The 20,947-nt window shown below is 31.5% G+C and carries 17 protein-coding genes; 14 read left to right on the forward strand and 3 right to left on the reverse strand.

Annotation, left to right across the window (positions count from 1 at the left end):
- Positions 1-1,795 (reverse strand): PKD domain-containing protein (locus V1T75_RS02340; protein ID WP_330486961.1); only part of this gene is annotated, 1,795 nt, incomplete at its 3' end.
- Positions 1,796-2,300: 505 nt separating this feature from the next.
- On the opposite strand from V1T75_RS02340, the gene mnmE reads away from it, so the two are divergent.
- From mnmE to V1T75_RS02410, 14 genes are all read left to right on the forward strand, one after another.
- The gene (mnmE, locus tag V1T75_RS02345) at positions 2,301-3,695 is read left to right on the forward strand and encodes a tRNA uridine-5-carboxymethylaminomethyl(34) synthesis GTPase MnmE (RefSeq protein ID WP_330486962.1); all 1,395 of its coding nucleotides are present in this window, start codon (positions 2,301-2,303) and stop codon (positions 3,693-3,695) included.
- Between the two features lie 304 nt (positions 3,696-3,999).
- Complete coding sequence (locus V1T75_RS02350; RefSeq protein WP_330486963.1) at positions 4,000-4,239, forward strand: hypothetical protein; 240 nt, start codon at positions 4,000-4,002, stop codon at positions 4,237-4,239.
- Positions 4,240-5,640 (forward strand): GspE/PulE family protein, encoded by a 1,401-nt coding sequence (locus V1T75_RS02355; RefSeq protein WP_330486964.1) that lies wholly within the window; start codon positions 4,240-4,242, stop codon positions 5,638-5,640.
- A 9-nt stretch (positions 5,641-5,649) separates the two neighbouring features.
- The gene (locus tag V1T75_RS02360; RefSeq protein ID WP_330486965.1) at positions 5,650-6,615 is read left to right on the forward strand and encodes a hypothetical protein; all 966 of its coding nucleotides are present in this window, start codon (positions 5,650-5,652) and stop codon (positions 6,613-6,615) included.
- Entirely contained in the window at positions 6,615-7,652 is a 1,038-nt protein-coding gene (locus V1T75_RS02365; protein WP_330486966.1) for a hypothetical protein, read from the forward strand. The genes V1T75_RS02360 and V1T75_RS02365 overlap by 1 nt, the downstream gene beginning before the upstream one ends.
- Positions 7,653-7,655: 3 nt before the next feature.
- Positions 7,656-8,666 carry a cell wall anchor protein gene (locus V1T75_RS02370; protein ID WP_330486967.1) on the forward strand — a complete coding sequence of 337 codons (1,011 nt, stop codon included), beginning with the start codon at positions 7,656-7,658 and terminating at the stop codon, positions 8,664-8,666.
- Positions 8,666-9,922 (forward strand): hypothetical protein, encoded by a 1,257-nt coding sequence (locus V1T75_RS02375; protein ID WP_330486968.1) that lies wholly within the window; start codon positions 8,666-8,668, stop codon positions 9,920-9,922. The genes V1T75_RS02370 and V1T75_RS02375 overlap by 1 nt, the downstream gene beginning before the upstream one ends.
- Positions 9,923-9,931: 9 nt before the next feature.
- A complete protein-coding gene (locus V1T75_RS02380; RefSeq protein WP_330486969.1) occupies positions 9,932-10,846 on the forward strand; it encodes a hypothetical protein in 915 nt (304 codons plus the stop codon).
- Positions 10,839-11,300, forward strand: a complete 462-nt coding sequence (locus V1T75_RS02385; protein ID WP_330486970.1) for a hypothetical protein — start codon at positions 10,839-10,841, stop codon at positions 11,298-11,300. Before V1T75_RS02380 ends, V1T75_RS02385 begins: the two co-directional genes overlap by 8 nt.
- Before the next feature lie 3 nt (positions 11,301-11,303).
- Positions 11,304-12,536 carry a hypothetical protein gene (locus V1T75_RS02390; RefSeq protein WP_330486971.1) on the forward strand — a complete coding sequence of 411 codons (1,233 nt, stop codon included), beginning with the start codon at positions 11,304-11,306 and terminating at the stop codon, positions 12,534-12,536.
- Positions 12,524-12,877 carry a hypothetical protein gene (locus V1T75_RS02395; RefSeq protein WP_330486972.1) on the forward strand — a complete coding sequence of 118 codons (354 nt, stop codon included), beginning with the start codon at positions 12,524-12,526 and terminating at the stop codon, positions 12,875-12,877. Before V1T75_RS02390 ends, V1T75_RS02395 begins: the two co-directional genes overlap by 13 nt.
- Positions 12,867-13,328 (forward strand): PulJ/GspJ family protein, encoded by a 462-nt coding sequence (locus tag V1T75_RS02400; RefSeq protein WP_330486973.1) that lies wholly within the window; start codon positions 12,867-12,869, stop codon positions 13,326-13,328. Before V1T75_RS02395 ends, V1T75_RS02400 begins: the two co-directional genes overlap by 11 nt.
- A complete protein-coding gene (locus tag V1T75_RS02405; RefSeq protein ID WP_330486974.1) occupies positions 13,328-14,461 on the forward strand; it encodes a type II secretion system F family protein in 1,134 nt (377 codons plus the stop codon). The genes V1T75_RS02400 and V1T75_RS02405 overlap by 1 nt, the downstream gene beginning before the upstream one ends.
- Before the next feature lie 53 nt (positions 14,462-14,514).
- The gene (locus tag V1T75_RS02410) at positions 14,515-14,934 is read left to right on the forward strand and encodes a prepilin-type N-terminal cleavage/methylation domain-containing protein (protein WP_330486975.1); all 420 of its coding nucleotides are present in this window, start codon (positions 14,515-14,517) and stop codon (positions 14,932-14,934) included.
- Between the two features lie 254 nt (positions 14,935-15,188).
- Here V1T75_RS02410 and V1T75_RS02415 read toward each other — a convergent pair whose 3' ends face one another.
- Positions 15,189-16,124, reverse strand: coding sequence for a hypothetical protein (locus V1T75_RS02415; RefSeq protein ID WP_330486976.1), 936 nt, complete (start codon positions 16,122-16,124; stop codon positions 15,189-15,191).
- Positions 16,125-16,637: 513 nt separating this feature from the next.
- On the reverse strand, positions 16,638-20,927 hold the full coding sequence (locus V1T75_RS02420) for an RHS repeat domain-containing protein (RefSeq protein WP_330486977.1): 4,290 nt from the start codon (positions 20,925-20,927) through the stop codon (positions 16,638-16,640).
- Positions 20,928-20,947 lie beyond the last annotated feature (20 nt).

Raw genomic sequence — 20,947 nt, forward strand, 5'->3', positions numbered from 1 at the left:
CAGTGATGGTGGGTACCGCTGGTATGGCTTCACAGTCGACACTTACATCGGCTGGTGTTGCTGATAATACGGGTGCTATAGTATCTACAACTGTAATTGTTTGTATTTTTTCTGTTGTATTACCACAGCTATCTATTAATTTCCAAGTACGTTTAACTATCTTTTCCCCATTACAACTACCTGTTAGCTCTTCATCTGTAAAGGTAGCCTCTAAGCCAGTATTACAATTATCTGATTCATTTGTAACATCTCCTGTTATACCTACACTGGCATCATAATTACAGCTAGTATCTGAAAAAATTGAAATATCTCCTGGCACTGTAAAATCTGGTGCTATAGTATCTTGAATGGTAATCACCATTGCATCTGTTCCTATTTTACCACATGTGTCAGTAACAGTAAATGTTCTTGTAACTGTAGTAATACATCCATCATCAGAACTAATTGCATCTATATAAGTTATACTTGCTATTGTTCCATCATCAGAAGCAGTATAGCCAGTTGTAAAAAAGCTGTCTTTGATATCAGAAGATGGTGCTAAACTCAAAGGGTATCTAGCATTTAAACTTGTTATACCATTTTCATCACAACCTTCAATTCCTAAGGTTTCTGGAACGCTAATAATAGGATTTTCATTGTCATTCGACACTAAAGTGATAGCCCCAACTTCTTGACACCCATTAGTGTCTGTTACAGTAACCGTATAAGTCCCTTCTGTTAATCCACTAAGATCTTCTGTTGTTGCTCCTGTATTCCATAAATAAGTATAACCTGCTGTTCCTCCTGATACGGTTAGATCGATAGCTCCATCACTTCCTCCACAACTTAAATCACTTCCTAAAAGAGAAAGTGACAATAGAGGAGGCTCGATTATTGTTACATTTGTAAAGGCAATACAATTATTGGCATCAGTAACGATTACTTGATATGTACCAGCTTCTAAACCTGTAATATCTTCAGTATTAGCTCCATTATCCCATGAATAAATATAAGGAGCCTTCCCTCCTGTTATGGTTAAATTTGCTGCCCCATCACTTCCACCATTACAACTAACATTTGTTCCAACTATACTTGCCTCAGGAGTAGAGTATACTGCAACATTTTTAGTTATTGAATTTGTATCTCCATCTTCATCTGTAACAATTAGTGTTACTACTTTAGTTCCCGAACTAGTATAATTAACCGGATGTGGGCCTTCAGTTGTTGCCATTGATGGAGAAGCTCCTGTTCCAAAACTCCACTGATATGTTAAGGTTCCATCTCCTCCAGTAGAAGTATTAGTATAGGTTACTCTTTGAAAACCTCCACTTCCACAATCGTATTCAAAAGTAAAATCAGGAGCTATTGGAGTTTGCACATCAATTGGTGGTAAATTTTCTCCTGAACATTTAGAATTTTGTGTTGAACACCCTGGTCCTACATTGCTACCGGGAGTTTGCCAAGAAAGATATACGTCGGTTAAAGTTAATTCTTCTCCACAAGTGTAGTTTATTAACTCAAACATTTGGTAAGTACTAGGACTAATTGCCCCTGAGATACCTATACTAATTTTATTTGTTCCAACATAAACATTTCCATCTTTATCAATCTTATCTGCTCCATTCATCAAGTAAAACTGCATATATAAATCTATTTTACTTGCTGCTTTAGAAATGTCTACATATAGGTAAACATTAGAGAGTTGTTGCCCTACTGTACACGTGCTTATTGGGTTTCCATTTGAATCTCCTATATAAACACTTCCTATTTCGACATCCTGAGCTCCACACCCAGAAAGGTTACAGGGACTCTGCATGGATACTGTTGTTTGTGAAAAAACATAATTAGCACTAAACAACAAAAGTATCAGCATTAGTTTTCTTAAATGAGTAGTTTTCATTCCCATACCTTAACTTTTAAAATTTAACTTTTTAAATACTCTAAATTTCTTTAGGGTATTACTCTTATTAAGTCTTAGTGTTCGCTAAAACCATCTTACGGGGATGGGGTAAAATGGGGTGTGGGGTAATTAAGGGATACGTATTTCTGATGTATTACAAGAATGCAATACTTCTATAACACACAATGAGTACACAACAAAAATTTTATGAGGAAACTAAAATAATACTGAGTGGGTATCGTATTATTTTGAGGGATTAACGTTTTTTAAGTTCTAAAAACTGTTACACCAAATGTAATGCTTATTTTTAGTTTTTAAAAATAAAATGTTAAAAAAAGGGGTTTTCCCCCATGCTTGTTCAGTAAAAAATATGTTGCTGATATTTTATAATACTTCCTACTAAATTAGGTAATTTTGCAGTATGATACAAAACGATACAATTATTGCATTAGCAACCCCAGCAGGAGTTGGTGCTATTGCTATTATTAGACTTTCAGGAGAAAAATCGATAAAAATTGTAGATTCATTTTTCACTTCTGTAAAGAAAAATAAGTCATTATTATCTCAAAAGTCTCATACCTTACATTTAGGTCATATTGTAAATAATGGAGTAATTATTGATCAAGTTTTAGTATCTATTTTTAAAAATCCGCATTCTTATACAGGTGAAGACGTTGTGGAAATTTCTTGTCACGGTTCCAGCTTTATTCAGCAAGAAATTATTCAACTTTTCTTACAAAATGGTTGTCGAATAGCTGATAATGGTGAGTTTACCATGCGTGCTTTTTTAAATGGTAAAATGGATTTATCACAAGCGGAAGCTGTTGCCGATGTAATTGCCTCAAATTCTGCTGCTTCGCATCAAGTGGCAATTCAACAAATGCGCGGGGGAATTACCAATGAACTAAAAGAATTAAGAGGACAATTACTTGATTTTGCCGCTTTGATTGAACTTGAACTTGATTTTTCTGGTGAAGACGTAGAATTTGCTGATAGAACTAAATTTAAAGAATTAGTAGCTAAAATATCAGCTGTTTTAAAGCGTTTAATTGATTCTTTTGCTTTTGGAAACGCCATGAAAAATGGAATTCCTGTTGCTATTATTGGAGAACCTAACGTTGGTAAATCTACGTTGTTAAATGCCTTGCTAAACGAAGAAAAAGCTATTGTATCTGATATTGCTGGTACTACTCGTGATGCTATTGAAGATGAACTAATTATTGATGGTGTTGTTTTCCGTTTTATAGATACTGCTGGTATTAGAGAAACTGAAGATGTTGTTGAAAGTATTGGTATTAAAAAAGCTTATGAAAAAGCAGAAAATGCTCAGTTAATTATCTTTTTAATTGATTCAAACAAGTATGTACATTCTAAAGAATTATTTTTAGAAGAAATAGCAACTATAAAACAGCGTTTTCCTAATAAACGTTTATTGGTTATTGCCAATAAAGTAGATACTTTATCGTGTCATGACTCCTCTATTTTACAATCAGAAATTGAACATTTAATTTTACTTTCAGCAAAACAAAAAATTGGCGTTAATGAATTAAAACAAGAACTTATTTCTTTAGTGAATACAGGGGCTTTAAGTAATAACGAAACAATTGTTACTAACTCACGCCACTTCGAAGCATTAAACCATGCTCTAGAAAGTATTAATTCGGTGAAAAATGGAATTGAATTAGGTATTTCTTCTGACTTATTTGCTATTGACATTCGAGAATGCTTACGCCATTTAGGAAATATTACAGGTGAATACGATGTAGATAAAGATATTTTGGGACACATTTTTGGAAATTTCTGTATCGGAAAGTAAGACTCCTCTTTTTATTTTATATTTATAATAGATTTTTAAGTACACAAATCTTTATTCTTTTCTAATGATTTTTACGATTCTTTTATATTTTAATCTCGTATTTATAACTTATCAAGATTTCAAAGAAAGAAAAGTATACCTACTTAGTTTATTCACCTCTTTAATTTTTATAAGCTTTACTCATTATTCAAATTCATTTTCAGTTTATAGTTATTTATATACTAGCATTGTAAACATGAGTTTTTTATCTATAATTTTCTTAGTATTATACTTGTATACTACATTAAAATTAAAAAAAAGTCTTTTGAAAACCATCGGATTAGGTGATCTTTTCTTTTTTATAATTATTGCTATGGGCTTTCCTACTTTTGCTTTTTTAATCATCTTTTCTTCTTCTTTGATATTTTCTTTTATTTTATTTATATTTTTGAAACCTAGATTAACTAACAAAACTGTTCCGCTAGCAGGATTACAATCTTTATTCCTAGTAATTATTTTATTACTGAATAATAATTTTGAAGTTTTGAATTTATACGCTATGTAAATGAAAAATACTCTTTTAACAGATGTTGAAGCGCTTCAACTATTATCTTCTGAACAAGCTTTTTTTTATAACATCCTTCCTAAAACAATCAAAAACAATACGTTAATTATTTATAGTGATTTTGATAATTTAGAGTTAAAACAAGAGCTAGAAGTTATACTTGGTCTAAGTATTGAATTTGAAATAATTGATTCTGACTTATTAAAAAAATCCATTAATTCAAAATATAGAAAAGCTGTTCGTAATCATGAAAAAATACTCAATTATTCAGATGATTTCCTTACAAACATCATTCAGGAAGCTAAAGAAATAGGAAGTAGTGATATTCATTTTGAGGCTTTTGAAAACTCAAATAGGGTCCGATTTAGAATTGACGGAAAATTAATTGAACGTCATGTTATTTTAAAAAGCGAATACCCAAAAATAGTCAACCGACTTAAAATTATGTCGGGTCTAGACATTTCCGAAAAAAGATTACCCCAAGACGGAAGAATAAACTTTAAAAATGGAAATGATGTTTTTGACATTCGTGTTTCTTCCTTACCTACTCTATATGGTGAAAAATTGGTACTTCGTATTTTATCAAAAGACTTATTATCCTTCAAGCTAGAAAGTTTAGGTTTTAATGAAGAAGAGTTAAACATATATCAAAAAGCAGTACACAAACCCAATGGAATTGTGTTAATCTCTGGACCAACTGGGTCAGGAAAAACAACTACTTTATATGCTACTTTACAACTTTTAAATAAACCGAACACAAATATTTTAACAGTTGAAGACCCTATAGAATATACCTTAGAAGGCATTAATCAAGTTCAATTAAAAGAAAGTATCGGATTAGATTTTGCAAGCACTCTAAGAACTTTTTTAAGACAAGATCCTGATATTATTATGGTTGGTGAAATACGAGACCCAGATACTGCAAACATGGCTATTAGAGCTTCGTTAACAGGTCACTTAGTATTATCAACCATACATACAAACTCTGCTTGGGGAACCATTTCTAGACTTATAGATATGAATATTCCCTCTTTTTTAATTGCCAGTACTTTAAATGTTAGTGTTGCGCAACGTTTGGTTAGAAAACTATGTAATAACTGTAAAAAAGAAGTAGTTAAAAATGATACTGATTTACACTTAGCAAACAAACTTTTAAATAACCACACACATTATGAAGCTGTTGGTTGTACTGAATGTTATCATACAGGCTATAAAGGACGTAAAGCTATTTATGAAATAATCCCCATAACTCAAGAATTAGTATCGGCTATAAGTACTAAAGAACAAGATATTTATACCTATCTAAAGCAACAAAATATTGCTACTCTACAAGACAATGCTCTTCACTTAGTAAAAGAAGGTGTTACCTCATTAAAAGAAATTTATCCATTATTAATATAAAAATTTATTATGAAAAAACTAATTATTGCTATGCTATGCTTATACAACCTAAGCATTTTTTCTCAAAATTTTACAACTAATATAACACCTGTAGGTATGGAGCATAACATTTTGTTCGATGCTACCAATCGCTATACCGTGACACAAACTGGTGATGCAACTGTAAATTTAAGAGCTCTTTTTGATGGCAAATTTGCAGCAAGCTACAGTAGTATACCTGTTTCTACAACCGAACCAACAGTTATTTTAATAGAGAATTTACCCAATGTTCATGTTCAAAGAGGAGGATGGATAGGCTGGTCAACGAGATATTGGCAACCAAAACGATTTAAAATTGAAGGATACAACATATACAACGGAGCTAACGAATGGAAAGTTATTGTCGATTATACCAACCAAGATTATGTAGGTTCAAAATTCATTTCTGATAAAGTCCCTAATGGTTCTTACGGTAAATTACGTTTTACTATTTATTCCACTTATGATACTGACAATAAACTTGGTTTATCAGAATTATTTTTTATCCATCCAGAAGCGACCACTCCTTATAAAGGATTGTTAGCTTCTGAAAGTGATATTACATGGAAAAAAAAAGCTTCAAATACTTATTTCAACACAGGTAATGTTGGGATTGGTACTACCACAATTCCAACCGATTACAAACTAGCAGTTGCTGGAAAAATCCTTACCGAAGAAGTAAAAGTACTGTTACAAAATAACTGGCCCGATTATGTTTTTTCTAAAGAATATACACTACCTAGCTTATATGAAGTAGAAAAACATATTAACGAAAAAGGACACCTACAAAACATTCCTAGTGCTAAAGAAGTAGTAAAAGATGGAGGTATTGAGTTAGGTGAAATGAATAGAAAATTGTTAGAGAAAATTGAAGAACTAACGCTATATACGATTCAGCAAGAAAAAAGACTACAAAAGTTAGAAGAAAAACTTAATAAACTCGAAAACAAAAATTAATGATGAAAAAGATTACTTTATTTATTTTAGTTTTGATTTCTTTTACTATTAAAGCTCAAAACTACACTCCATTAAATTATAGTTTTAATGGCACGCCTACTCATGGAATAAAAATTAAAACCAATTTACCCTATGCAAACGGTTCTCAAATGCCTACAGTCATTTTAGAGGGGTACAATTTCGGAAAAGGTAAGTCTATTGGAGTTATACTTAACTGGTATATATACAATAATAATTTTTATAGATATGGTGCTTCCAGCCATGGAGTTTATACTCCTGATATAAAACTCGCCAACGAAAATGGTAAGGTGGTTATCTTTTTAGACTCAAGAGAGTATTACAATAGGTTTCAAGTAAGAGCATATGCAAAAGGTATGACTGCCGATGACATTCCCGCTAACTATGAAAACTGGATTGCTGTTGATGAAGCTTTGTCGGGTACAAATGTAGTGACTGTTCCTTATAAGGAGAACATGAAAAGTAACATACATGTTGAAGTAGATTCAAACAACATTCCGGGAATTTATTCTGGTAAATTTATTAATAATAGTAGTCAAAATACATCCCAACACGGTATTTATATTCAAGTAGAAAAAAATGGGGGTGATCTTATCAGAACTTCAAATAATGGAGGTACTGATCAATCTGCTTTTACTGTAAGAAATAATGGAAATGTAGGGATTGGAACTGCAAATCCTGATGCTAAATTATCCGTTAATGGAACAATTCATTCTAAAGAGGTTAAAGTAGATTTAACTGGCTGGCCCGATTATGTTTTTTCTAAAGAATATACACTACCTAGCTTATATGAAGTAGAAAAACATATTAACGAAAAAGGACACCTACAAAACATTCCTAGTGCTAAAGAAGTAGCAAAAGATGGAGGTATTGAGTTAGGTGAAATGAATAGAAAATTGTTAGAGAAAATTGAAGAGTTAACCCTGTATACTATTCAACAAGAAAAATCTATTAACGAGTTAAAGAAAATCGTTAAACAACAATCTAAACAGTTAGAGAGTTTAACGACAAAAAAATAAATGATGAAGAAAATTATTATTACGGTTTTATTTGTAACCTTCTCTTTTAAAATTAACGCACAAATTGCTGAAAACATTAAAGTATTAAACACTCGATATGATAATTTTGCACCTAATTATTACAATAACGAAGTAAAATTTGAATTTAAAAAAAGAGAGAATATAGGAGTTCCTGGTATAGGATACTACTCAGGTCTTTTAACCTTTGCACCTTGGGCAGATAATACTGGAGGACATCACCATCAATTAAACTTTAATGAAGGAGGTATTTTTTATAGGAATGGATTGCCTGATGATGAAACTTGGGGTCAGTGGTCAAAAATTTTAATACAAAAAATTAATAAACCTATTGAATTAGGTCCAAAATCAACTCAAGGAGGAATTATATTTGCTCAAACATATGCTGACAATGATTATATCGGAGCATTAAGTTCTAATTACAGTTCTGGTGCTATTATTCTGGGATATGGTGCAGCAGGGATGAATGGTTCAGGTACATCAGGACAACTAGTTTCAACTTTCGATAATTTTTCTGCAAACAGAGGGGCTTTACGACTAGGACAAGGAACTCTTGAATTTTTATCTACTCCAACAGCTGTTCAAACTGCTGTTAATAGCGAATTAAATATTCAGTCTAGATTTTTCATTAATAAATTGGGAAATGTAGGGATTGGAACTGCAAATCCCGATGCTAAATTATCCGTTAATGGAACAATTCATTCTAAAGAGGTTAAAGTAGATTTAACTGGCTGGCCCGATTATGTTTTTTCTAAAGAATATACACTACCTAGCTTATATGAAGTAGAAAAACATATTAACGAAAAAGGACACCTACAAAACATTCCTAGCGCGAAAGAAGTAGCAAAAAATGGAGGTATTGAGTTAGGTGAAATGAATAGAAAATTGTTAGAAAAAATTGAAGAACTAACGCTATATACTATTCAACAACAAAAAGAAATCGAAAGGTTAAAAAAGTTAGAAGAAAGAATTAACAAACTTGAAAACAAAAATTAATGATGAAAAAGATTACTTTATTTATTTTAGTCTTGATTTCTTTTACTATTAAAGCTCAAAACTATACTCCTTTAAATTATAGTTTTAATGGCACTCCTACTCATGGAATAAAAATTAAAACCAATTTACCTTATGCAAATGGCTCTCAAATGCCTACTGTAATCATAGAAGGATATAACTATTCCAAAGGTAAGTCTATCGGAATTATGTTAAATTGGTATATATACAATAATAATTTTTATAGATATGGTGCTTCCAGCCATGGAGCTTATGCTCCTGATATAAAACTCGCCAACGAAAATGGTAAGGTAATTATCTTTTTAGACTCAAGAGAATATTTTAATAGGTTTCAAGTAAGAGTTTACGCTAAAGGTATGACTGCCGATGATATTCCCGCTAACTATGAAAACTGGATTGCTCTTGATGAAGCTTTGTCGGGTACAAATGTAGTGACTGTGTCTTATAAAAAAGATATTAATGGGAACACAACTATAAAAGGAGACCTTAATATAGGGGGAGAAACAAATACCGCTCTAAGAGTTAGACATATTAATGGAAAAAAAGCAGACAGCAATGACTTTGATAACTTATACCTAAACTATGGTAATCAAAAAGATGTTTGGGTAGGTAGCACTAGTAGTCCCTCTAATTTAGCTGTTTATGGTAAACTAGGTATAGGAACAAATTCTCCTGCAGAAAAACTGGAAGTAAATGGAAATATTTCACTAGCAAGAACTTATAAAATTAAGTTTTTAGAGAAACCGGGAGGAAATGATAGAGCATATATTAGATCAACTAATGGTGAAGGAGGAGATTTTAATTCGTTAATTTTTGCTGTAGGGACAGGAAACGAATCAATGTATTTAAAATATGATGGAAATGTGGGGATTGGAACAACCTCTATACCTACTGATTACAAATTGGCTATTGCAGGAAAAACAATTACTGAAGAAGTAAAAGTACAGCTAAAAAATAACTGGCCTGATTATGTATTCTCAAAAGAACACAAACTGCCAACCTTACAAGAAGTAGAACAACACATTAATGAAAAAGGGCATTTACAAAACATTCCTAGCGCAAAAGAAGTAGCAAAAGATGGAGGTATTGAGTTAGGTGAAATGAATAGAAAATTGTTAGAGAAAATTGAAGAACTAACGCTATATACTATTCAGCAACAAAAAGAAATTGATGAATTAAAAAAAGAAAATAGCCTCCTAAAAAAGTTAGAAGAAAGAATTAACAAACTCGAAAAATAAAAATTAATTATGAAAAAAATAATATTACTTTTTTTTGTCTTTGCTCCTTTAACTATTAAAGCTCAAAACTATAGTTTTGAATGGGAAAGTTCTTATATCACTTTTGCAAATGGGGTAGAGAATCAAGTTAGTTATATAGATTTTGGAGATATTAAAATGTGGGGATGGATGGAAGTTACAATTACTTCTGCCTATGGATATAGACTCAGTACAGGTAAATATACTAAGAGGTACCAAATAGGAAAAAACCTAGGTAAAGAAGGCTATTTTCATCACACTTCTGAAGTACCAGTTGCTTTTGGACATGTTGCTTCTGAATGGAAACTAGGAGAATTAGAGTTTAATGATAATAATCGCTTAGTTATTCCAATATATCATCTATTAAGTACAGGAAATACCATAGTAGTTACAATTAAAGGTGTAAATAGAGTAAATGGTTTTAACTCAACTACAATTCAAACAACTCCTGTTTCTACTCTCGCCAATAATCAGACTGCTGATAGAACATATTTAAAGCAAAATTTTACTATAGAAAATAATCTGACCATTGGTACACACAAACTTAATAATGGAGATAAATTAACCGTTGCTGGCAAAATTGGTGCTAGAGAAATTAAAGTAACTGTTGACTCTGGTGCAGATTTTGTTTTTGAAAATGATTATAAACTCGTTAAACTTGATTCTTTACAAGAATATATTTTTAAGAATAAGCATTTGCCCGATATTTCCTCTGAAAAAGAAATGCAAAACAACGGTATTGAACTTAGTAAATTTTCGATACAATTACTTCAAAAAATTGAAGAACTAATGCTATATACTATTCAGCAACAAAAAGAATTAGAAGCAGCAAAAGAAAAAAACAATACCTTAGAGCGTCGATTAAACGAAATAGAAAAACTTATTAAACATAAAATAGTTGAATAAAAAACAAAAAACATACTTATTACTTGCTGTAGTTGTTTGTATTTGGGGACTTATTGGTTATAAAATTTACAACCGATTATCTCCAAATACAACAACTATCGCTACTACAAACAATTCTAATCATTTTTCTAGAAAAAAAATAGTTGAAGTACAACCTTATACTATTAGGGCAGATTATAGAGATCCTTTTTTAGGTAAACTTCCTGTAAAAAGGAAAAAAGTTAGTTTTAAACCTAAAAAGAAAATAACAGGAGAAAAAAAGAATTTTCCTCAAATAGTATACAATGGTACTGTAGCATCTAATAAATCGAAATCTTTTATCATTACTATTAATGGGGAGCAAGAAATTTTTAACCTTGGTCAAAACGTTAGAGGCCTTACGTTGGTAAAAGGAAATTCAGAAGAAGTGCTTTTAAAGTTTCAAAATGAAACAAAAACTTTTAAAGTACAATAGACTATGCTGTTATTAAAAAAGGTAAAAGCAGGAGCCTTACAGTATGTTTTAGTTATTTCCGTAATTATAGCCATACTCATACTTGCCTTTATCACTTTAATACACCTTCATAAAAAAGTTCAATTAAAAGGTGCTTTATATAAAAAAACAATAGAAAACGTACAGCATACTTTCGACCTTTTAAAAACTCAAAAACTTAACGACACAAACCTAAATCAACTCAATAACACCTCGATTATAACTAAAGATTGGGGAATTTATAAAAGTGTTCACGTTACATCTTCAGAAAAAAATGAATTCTTTGAACAAATAGGGTTATTAGGTAGTTTTAACCGTAAAAAAAAGGCTTTATATCTTCAAGAAAACAATAAACCCTTAGCGATAGTAGGAAACACCAAAATTGTCGGAGATGCAAGTATTCCTAAACTAGGTATTAAAAGAGGAAATATTGCTGGAACTTCATATAATAGAAATACCTTGTTATACGGAAGGTCTACTTTAAGTAGTACCAAACTCCCTGAAATAGAAAACATAAATACTATAAAAAAGTATGTTTCTTCACATCTTTTAGATGGTAAAACTTCTTTTTTTGAGTTAGAGGAAGGTAAACACTTTAATAATTCGTTTAAAAAAGAAACGCTGGTTTATAATTCAAACTACCCTATTCATCTTAAAAACATTTCTTTAACGGGTAATATACTCATAAAATCAAACAGCAGTATTACTATACATACTTCTGCCATACTTGAAGATGTTATTTTGGTTGCCCCAAAAATAACCGTTCAAAATCGAGTGAATGGAACATTTCAAGCATTTGCTAAAGACACCATTAATGTGCAATCTAATTGTACATTACACTATCCGAGTGCTTTGGTTGTGATAAATGAAAAAAAAATAGATACTAACAATAACCCTGAAATTATTATTGAAGAAAACTGTCAAATAAAGGGTAGTATTTTACTATACAGTACTAGTAAAACCATGAATTTTAATCCACAAATTCATATCAAAGAAAAAACAACTATTACTGGAGATGTATATTGTAATCAAAATTTAGAATTGTTAGGAACCGTATACGGAAGTGTATATACGAATCATTTTTTAACAAAACAGTTTGGTAGTACGTATATAAATCATGTATACAATGTAGAAATTAATAGCACTAAACTTCCTAATCAATTTTCTGGATTACCTATAAAAAACCAAAATTATTCCGTAGCAAAATGGCTTTATTAAAGAAAATAACGGGTCTAAAAGTAAAAGCGTCTTCGTTAACCGAAGTAATTGTTGCTACTGTAATTATTTTACTCATATTCGGAGTTGCTTTATTAACAGTAGATAACCTGTTATTTAACACGGTTAAAAATAGCACACATAAAATAGAAAATGAATTGACAGAAATTGTATATCAATATAAAAACGGACAGATTACACTCCCCTATTCTTCTGAAGAAAATGAGTGGATTATCTATTCAGAAGAAGTTATAGAAGAAAACCAAAAACTAGTTGTTTTTGAAGCTGAAAACAAAACCTCTAAAAAGAAAGTCACTAAAAAAACTGTAGCTTATGAAAACTAAAAAAATGGCTGCTTTTACACTAAGTGAAATGTTAATTGTTTTAGTGATTACAAGTCTTGTCGTTTCCTTAACTTTTTTAATATTAGACACGGTTCAAAAACAACTCACTACTATTAAAACAAATTTTAAAAGTCAGCAACAATACCAACTTTTAGAGCGATTATTATGGAAAGATTTTAATAGTTATCATGTAAACTACTCTCCTATTAAAGATACTTTTTTAATGACGAATGCCATTGATACTATTACGTATGATTTTAGCAATGATTATATTTTAAGACAAAACGATACAATTTTCATCAATTTTCCTGATAAATCTTTATTTTTGGACGGAAAAGAAGTTACACAAGGTACTATAGATGCTATGAAATTATATACAAACCCTACCTACAACTTCAAACAGATTTTTATTTACAAACAAAAAGATGCTGCTTTTTACCTAAACAATTAATGGCTTTTCAACTCAACAACATATCAGAAAAACCCAAAAAAGAAAAAACTTCTTTTGATATAGACTCACTATTAAAAAAAGAAATTAGCCTGTTTGGAAATTCTTTTTCTAATAAAAAGAAAGAAAATTTTTATATTGAACTGGGGATACTTTTAAAAGCTGGTTTAGAGTTAAAAGACGCCATTGAACTCATTGGAAATGAACAAAAAAAAGCTTCTGACAAAGAACTATTTAACAGCATCGTTGATGATTTAATCAATGGTAAAAATTTATCGGATGCTATAAAAAGGCATAAGTCATTTACCAACTACGAATTCTACTCTCTACAAATAGGTGAACAAACAGGAACACTGCAAAAAGTAAGTGAAGAGTTGGGTAATTTTTATAAGCGTAAAAATGAACAACGTAGAATAATTGTAAGTGCCTTATCGTATCCTATTGTTGTGTTAATAACAGCCTTTTTAGCGGTGTTTTTTATGTTACGAATGGTGGTGCCTATGTTTGCTGATATTTTTAAACAAAACAAAGTAGAATTGCCTTGGGTGACTAAAAAGATCATTGCTTTAGCTGATTTTTCTGAAGAAAATGCTCCCTTGTTTTTTCTTTTTATTCTCCTTATTGTTGGTCTTCTCTTTGTTGTAAAAAATAAATTGTGGTTTAGAAAAATAAGTTCGGCTGTTTTACTAAAAACTCCTTTTATCGGTGACTTTACAAGAAAAATACGTATTGCACAATTCACACAAGCCATAAGCTTACTTGTTGCTGCTAAAGTCCCGTTATTAAACGGATTACAGTTAACGCAAAAAATGATCCGTTTTTACCCCTTACAAACAGCCTTACAACAAGTTGAATCAGATATTTTACAAGGAATTAGCTTACATAAAAGTGTTGCTAATCAACCTATATTTGATAAAAAAATGGCTTCTCTATTAAAAGTTGCCGAAGAAACCAATCAAAACGAAATTATTTTCAAGCGTTTAACCTATCAATATAACGAAGAAATAGAATACAGGTCTAAAATGATTAATGCAACCATAGAACCCATCTTAATTTTAGTGTTAGGAGGTATTGTTGCTGTCATTTTAATTGCCATGTACTTACCGATGTTCAAGCTAAGTACAGTAATTACCTAATTATTTTATTTTTTTACGATAAACAATTACATTTACCGACTAAAAACGAAAAAATGAGCTTTTATAAAAAGATTGTACTAAAAAAAGTAGATGCCTATAACTTACAAGAGTTATTAATAACCTTAGTTATTATTGGTATTTTAATTTTAATTGCATTGCCTAACTTAATGCCTTTAATTTCTCGTACCAAAAGTATTGAGGCTCAAAATCAATTAAACCACTTACATTCTTTACAGCGCAATCACTTTTTTATGCACTCTACCTATAGTGCTGATTTTAACGTACTAGATTTTGTACCTCCTGTTACCGTTGCTAATGGTGGTAGAGCGAATTACCAATACGAAATTATTGAAAGTACTAACAATACGTTTAAAGCTCGTGCTACAGCTATTACTGATTTTGATGGTGATGGACAGTTTAATGTTTGGGAAGTAGATCAGGATAAAAAGTTGGTTGAAATTGTTAAGGATTGATAGTTTATCTATAGAAGAAGAAAACGTAAGGTTTTATTAATTTAAATCTTAGTATTATAAAGATTTCTCATCACTCTTGCACTCCCTTTATCGAAATGACGAATATTTCACTGTCATTTTGAAGTGTAGAGTAATGAAAGGAGAAACCGTGGGTTCAGCGGAGCTAAATCTCAAAAATGCAAATTTCTTCCTTAAGGAAAGTTTAACTACATTGATTTTTACGGTTTTTCGTTTTTCTTAAAACTACATTTAAGTTAGTTAACTGTAAAACTCGTTACCTCACTTTTGTCGCTTCTATTCCCTGCTTTATCAAAAGATTGAATATACCAGTAGTATACTTTTGCTTCTACATTTTCTTGTGTAAAACTTTTGTCTGTTCCCTCAGCTTTAAAAGCTAGCTTATTTAAGCTTTCATCTGTATAAACGTATAAGCTATCTAATTCACTCGTTCCTGCTATATTTTCTCTTTTCCAAGTAAAGCTCACCGTAGTTTCTGTTTGTGAACTAGCATCTGCAGGTGTTGTGTTTTCAGGGGTATTTGGTTTTACCGTATCAACAGTTAGTTTTCTTGATACATATTTACCATTTTGTGTGCTGCTCTGCGGTCTAACCTGCCATGTATAGGTTCCATCAGAGAAATCAACATCAATCGTTGTGTTAGTTATGGTTGTATCTTCTTCTAAAGTCCCGTTGGTATCTGGTTTCCAAATTTGGACTCTATACTCTACCGCTTCTGGTAATTTTTCCCAAGATAACGTTTGATTAGATACATTTGTCATGACATCATCTTTGGGTGAAGTTAACACCAATTCTTTGGTTGTAATATCTCCTTCATATACATAAAAAGCTTGTGAGGTATAAGGTGTTTCGTACTCTGAATTTTTCGCTCTCACTCGCCATTCATAATTTCCTTTTGTCAATGCTTTTGCAAAAGAGTTTTTACTGATTGTTGTATCTAATACTACTTGTGCTGCGTTTTCAAAATTTGGACTCGCTACTTGTAATTGATACTTCTCTACTCCTTCAATACGTTCCCATAAAAAAGAAATACTCCCTTCTGGTAGGCTCACCCCTTCTTTTGGAGCTGTAACGGTTACTGCTTTGTCTGAAATATCATCTACAAACACTGCTTCACAGGCTGCAATAAAAGTTATTACGAAGGCTAATAAGATTGTCCACTTTATTTTCATATAATACAATTTATTTTTCTTGAATAGAAAGTAATAATATAGTTCTAATCTCCTACAAATGTAAAAAAATACTATTTACCCTAATAGCTTTTTTAGTGTGAATAATGTTGCTATTTTGAAAGAATATATACAAATTTCGAATAAGTAGATTACTTCGTCGCACACTCCTCGTAATGACACATTAGAGCCGTCATTGCGAGCAAAACAAAATGAAGCGAAGCAATCTTAACATTACATAACTAAAAACAACAATACAAACTCAGAATAAGCAGATTACACCTGTCATTTCGACTCTAAGGAGAAATCTTATTCAAAGAAATAACTCATATTATCTATTGTTATAATTTTGTTCCACTAAACCTTGTAGTTTCTAGGTCATAAAGAAGTAGATTTCTCAGTCGCATACTCCTTCGAAATGACACTTAATTACCCGAAACAAGTAAACCTCTTAATGACAAAAAACTACTCTAATTACTTAAAGTAGTTTTATAATTCACTATTGGTATTTTCTTACTATTTCCACCCCATGGTCGCTCCACCACCTCCAAAGCCACCACCTCCAAAGCCTCCTCCAAATCCACCGCTTAGTATTCCTGTAGTATCGAAACTATTTATCTGTTCTGTTATATCATTATACTGACTTTTAACATTATTTAGTTTTCTTAGAGTGTTCTTGTAATTCAACTTAGCTCCGTTATTAATCGCTCCTGCTGTTTTAGCTATTATTGGCTTTGTATACATTAGAGCTACATGAGCTTTATTATTTATAGATTCTAAATGAAAATAAGCTTCTTTTTCTAACCCACCTTTATCTAAATAGTCAATATAATCATTAAAATATTTTTCAACACTTTCTCTAATCTTATTTGGATTGTCTAATAAGTGCTTTATCTTATCTTTTGGTAGTCTACTATATGCTTCTAAATACTTAGTTGCCACACTTTTTAAGGCTCCCTTTTTTGTCAAATCTCCTGTGATATCTTTAATCGCAGCATCTCTTGCTAATTGCCTTTCTAACTCATATATTTGTTGATTCAAATGAAATTGCTTATTAACTAAAGAGTTATATTTATTAGCTTTAGCTGTAATTACAACTTCATCCAATAATATATTATTATTTTGATTATTATTACATGGTGGATTTGGGCAATCCGTCCCTCCATCAGGGTCAACTCTAGAAATTGGGTTATTCCCCATTCCTAAATAAGGACTTGAATATTGTCCTGCAGGATCCGTGGTTAACCATCTACCAATACGTCCATCCCAAAGCCTTAATTGAAACGCTTCTTTCCCAGTTTCAGGGTCTTTTTCTTGTCCTTGGTACTTATAACGATACTGACTAGCTCCATCATTTCTTTCAGGCATTGGCATACCAAAAGGATAGTAATCGGTTCTACTTATTGCTGCAACATTCGTTCCTTGTTTTTCAACAACTGCTCGTACATTTCCTAAATGATCTGTTAACTGATAAACGCTTTTATTGGTTCCTTTATTGTAAACTCCTAACCTACTCGCTCCATAAATAGGAATCTCTTTTTGCTGTAAATTTTCATAAATGGCTAAAGCACTTCCAGATGCATCACGTACGTAGTGCGTAGTTTTATTAATAGCCCCTGTAGTTAAATAGTCTACCTTTTTTACTCGGTGCCCTTTATCATTGTAAAAGAATTGTACCTTTAGCTTACTATCGTAAAATACCTTTGTAACTAAACCACTTGCATTGTATTCGTAGGTTACCTTTTCTTTTTTATTCTCAGTTAATCTACCTATACTATCATATACATAGTTTCCTTCACTTTGAGTATCAATATCGTTTACACCTGCATTTCCTAGAGCATCTGTAATATAATCTAATTGGTTTTTACCTTTTAGATAATTATAACTTAATTTATCCATGGCATTACTACTATCACCATTCTTATTACGGTTTAGTGTTTTTATATTACCATTGGCATCGTAACTTAATCCATACACCTTGTAATTACCATATGCATTTGGGGTAATAGTACCTGTACTATTTGCTATCCCAAAATTTGCCTCTTGCAACCAGTTATTTTTGTTATAGGTAAATACTTGTGAAGCTTGTGTACTTCCTTCTTCATTAGACCAACGTGTTGCTTTGATATTACCATTGTATTGGTTATTAGCTTCAAAACCTGTTGCTACGGTTACTGGTGTAGGTGTATTGGTACGGGTATAATCTCCGTTATAATAATCTATTGCAAAACCAAATAAATCACCGGCTATTCCATTAGTTCCGTCTTTTCCTGGGTCTAAAGAATTGCTTCTAGATGGGTGGTTTATTGCTTTTAATTGTCCATTTAAGTTATAAATATAGTCAATTCCTTGTACATTTTCTGCTACTTCAACACGTTTTAAGGCACCTGTTTCGTAGTACTTGTACTTTGCTTGCTCCGTAAACGTATTATTATCAGTAGAAGTTTCTACTTTATACAATTCTCCTGCAATATTATAGGTGTATTTATGAGCAAACAATTCATTTGCTTTATGTTTTTGGTATAATACCTTAGTTAGCTGTCCTTTCGCAAAATCATATTCATAATCAATAGTTTTTACACCTAAACCATCAATATTTTGTACCATCCAAGTAACTCTACCATACGCGTCATAGCTATACCAAGTAGTAGTGGTACTAGGATTAACAGTAAATGTTTTTGCGACATTACCCGCTACAAATGTTTGCTTATATGTCTCTACTGGTAGTCCTGCACTTGTTAGAACCGTTTGTAGATTACTATCAGCTACGTCATATACAGTAAAATGTTGTTCTTTTTTGGTTCCTGAAAAAGAAGTTGCATCTGGATTCAAAGTAGTATAGGTTCCTATGGCAACTCCACTCTCTACTGGTCTTCCAAAACTATCATAATTGGTATATGAAAATTCACCATCTAGTGCTTGCTGCTCATTTTGTGAAAATCGTATTTGACCATCTTTACGGTATTTAAACGCTGCTTCTCCTTCATCTGGACTTGAAGCACTTTGTAATTGCCCTAGGGTATTGTATGCATAAGTACTTGCTATTTTTTTGCTTAATGGTTGTGTACTTTTTACTAAACGATTTGCTTTATCGTAATAATTTAAACTATAATCGTAGTAGTTAACATTATATTTAATTCCTATTGTATTTATTGGATCTAGTAAAGCTGGGGTAGAACCAGATAATTTCACATAAGGAAGCGGGGCTTCATAAGCAACTATATGCGGAGTATCAATTAACTCTACTCTATAAACCCCTGGATTAAGAGTAAATGAAGGTTGAGAACTAATGCTTATATTCTCTTTTACTTTCATTTCACTAATTAAATCATATACATTAAGTCGTATTCCTCCTACATAAGCTCCTTCTAAACTAGTAGGTATTCCTAAATATTTTTTATTATGTAAAATGCTTACTGTTCCTCCACACCCTTTAGGAATATGAATATCTACATAGCCTTGTTCATTAATTGGAGATATCACCGTTTTAACATTCTTTTGACCATCTTCATTTCCACTTCTAGCAGCTGCTAACACATTCCCATCAGTATCAGTAAACACAACACTTTCTACACCATGAACATCTCTTATAACTGTTTTTTTTCCGTTTAAAAATACAGGTTTTCCTAACGGGCAGTTATATGCCTCCATATCATTTAACCAAATAAACTCCTCTAATTCAGTACTGGATCCTCCTGGTGGTGGTAAAAGTTGTTCTTCTCCACCACTACTTTCAAACTCAAAACCTCCTCCTCCAGAAGACACATAATGAGGTTCTCTTGATATAACTTTATAATACCCCATTTGACTTCCAAGTGTAATTTTATAAATGTATCCTACATGCAGTGTATAATTTTCTGCCAAACGCTTATCTGAGTATACCGATCCCATTCCATTACAATTACTTTCATCCACCTCTTGTAAATCATAAGTGTAATATATATCACTAGTTCCATAATACGCTTTTCCATTACTATTTTTAGTAATAACTAACTCTCTTTCTGGGAAGTAACCTGGTTCAAACTCATAAAAAAGCTCTTGAGTCATGGGCATATCAAAAGAATAGCTTTGCAACCATTCTTTTGGGCTAGATGCGGTTTTTTGTATTTTATTCCCTCCCAAAGTTTTTAAAGGTATACCTGGTCTTAATCTACTATATATAACTTTACTATATGGATGTGCTGTAATATCTTGGTATTTTTCAGAAGTATTATTTTCACTGTAATACCATCCTAAAGTGTTTTCTTGGTTACCTATAATACCTACAGCTGTATTATCCTTTATACTTTCTATTTGTGATTTTGATAAATTTCCACCAGTAGTTGTAGTTATAAAGTTATTTTTATATCCATACTGTGTGCCAACAGGAGCACTTAAAGTAGAAAATGTTGGTTTTCCAAAGGCATCATATCGTACTTCATTTGTCCAAATTTTACCAGTTTTAACATCTAGAGAATGATTTTGAGTAGCTTTACCTAGTGTATTAAAATAAGCAACACCACTTGAAGTTAGGTTACCAGATAAATCATAAGAACTACTAGATATCCAATTTAGCGCCTCATTTTTCATGTATGGTGCGCCTTTAACCACATCATAAATATTTTCTGGAACAATTCGTGCGATAAAAGGAGTTAATCCTGTAGCACTAAATCCTGGCAATAGTGTTATACTGTTAGTGGCTTCTACTGTTCTTGAAGTTGTTTCAGGTGAGCTTAATGTTATATCTGGTTCTATTTCTTGTGAAAATAGAAAATCACTATTGGCTAATAAACTAATCAACACTACTATTTGTATATACTTTTTCATATAATTATGTCTTTTCTTAT

The organism is Tenacibaculum sp. FZY0031, from assembly GCF_036350695.1.
GTDB lineage: Bacteria > Bacteroidota > Bacteroidia > Flavobacteriales > Flavobacteriaceae > Polaribacter.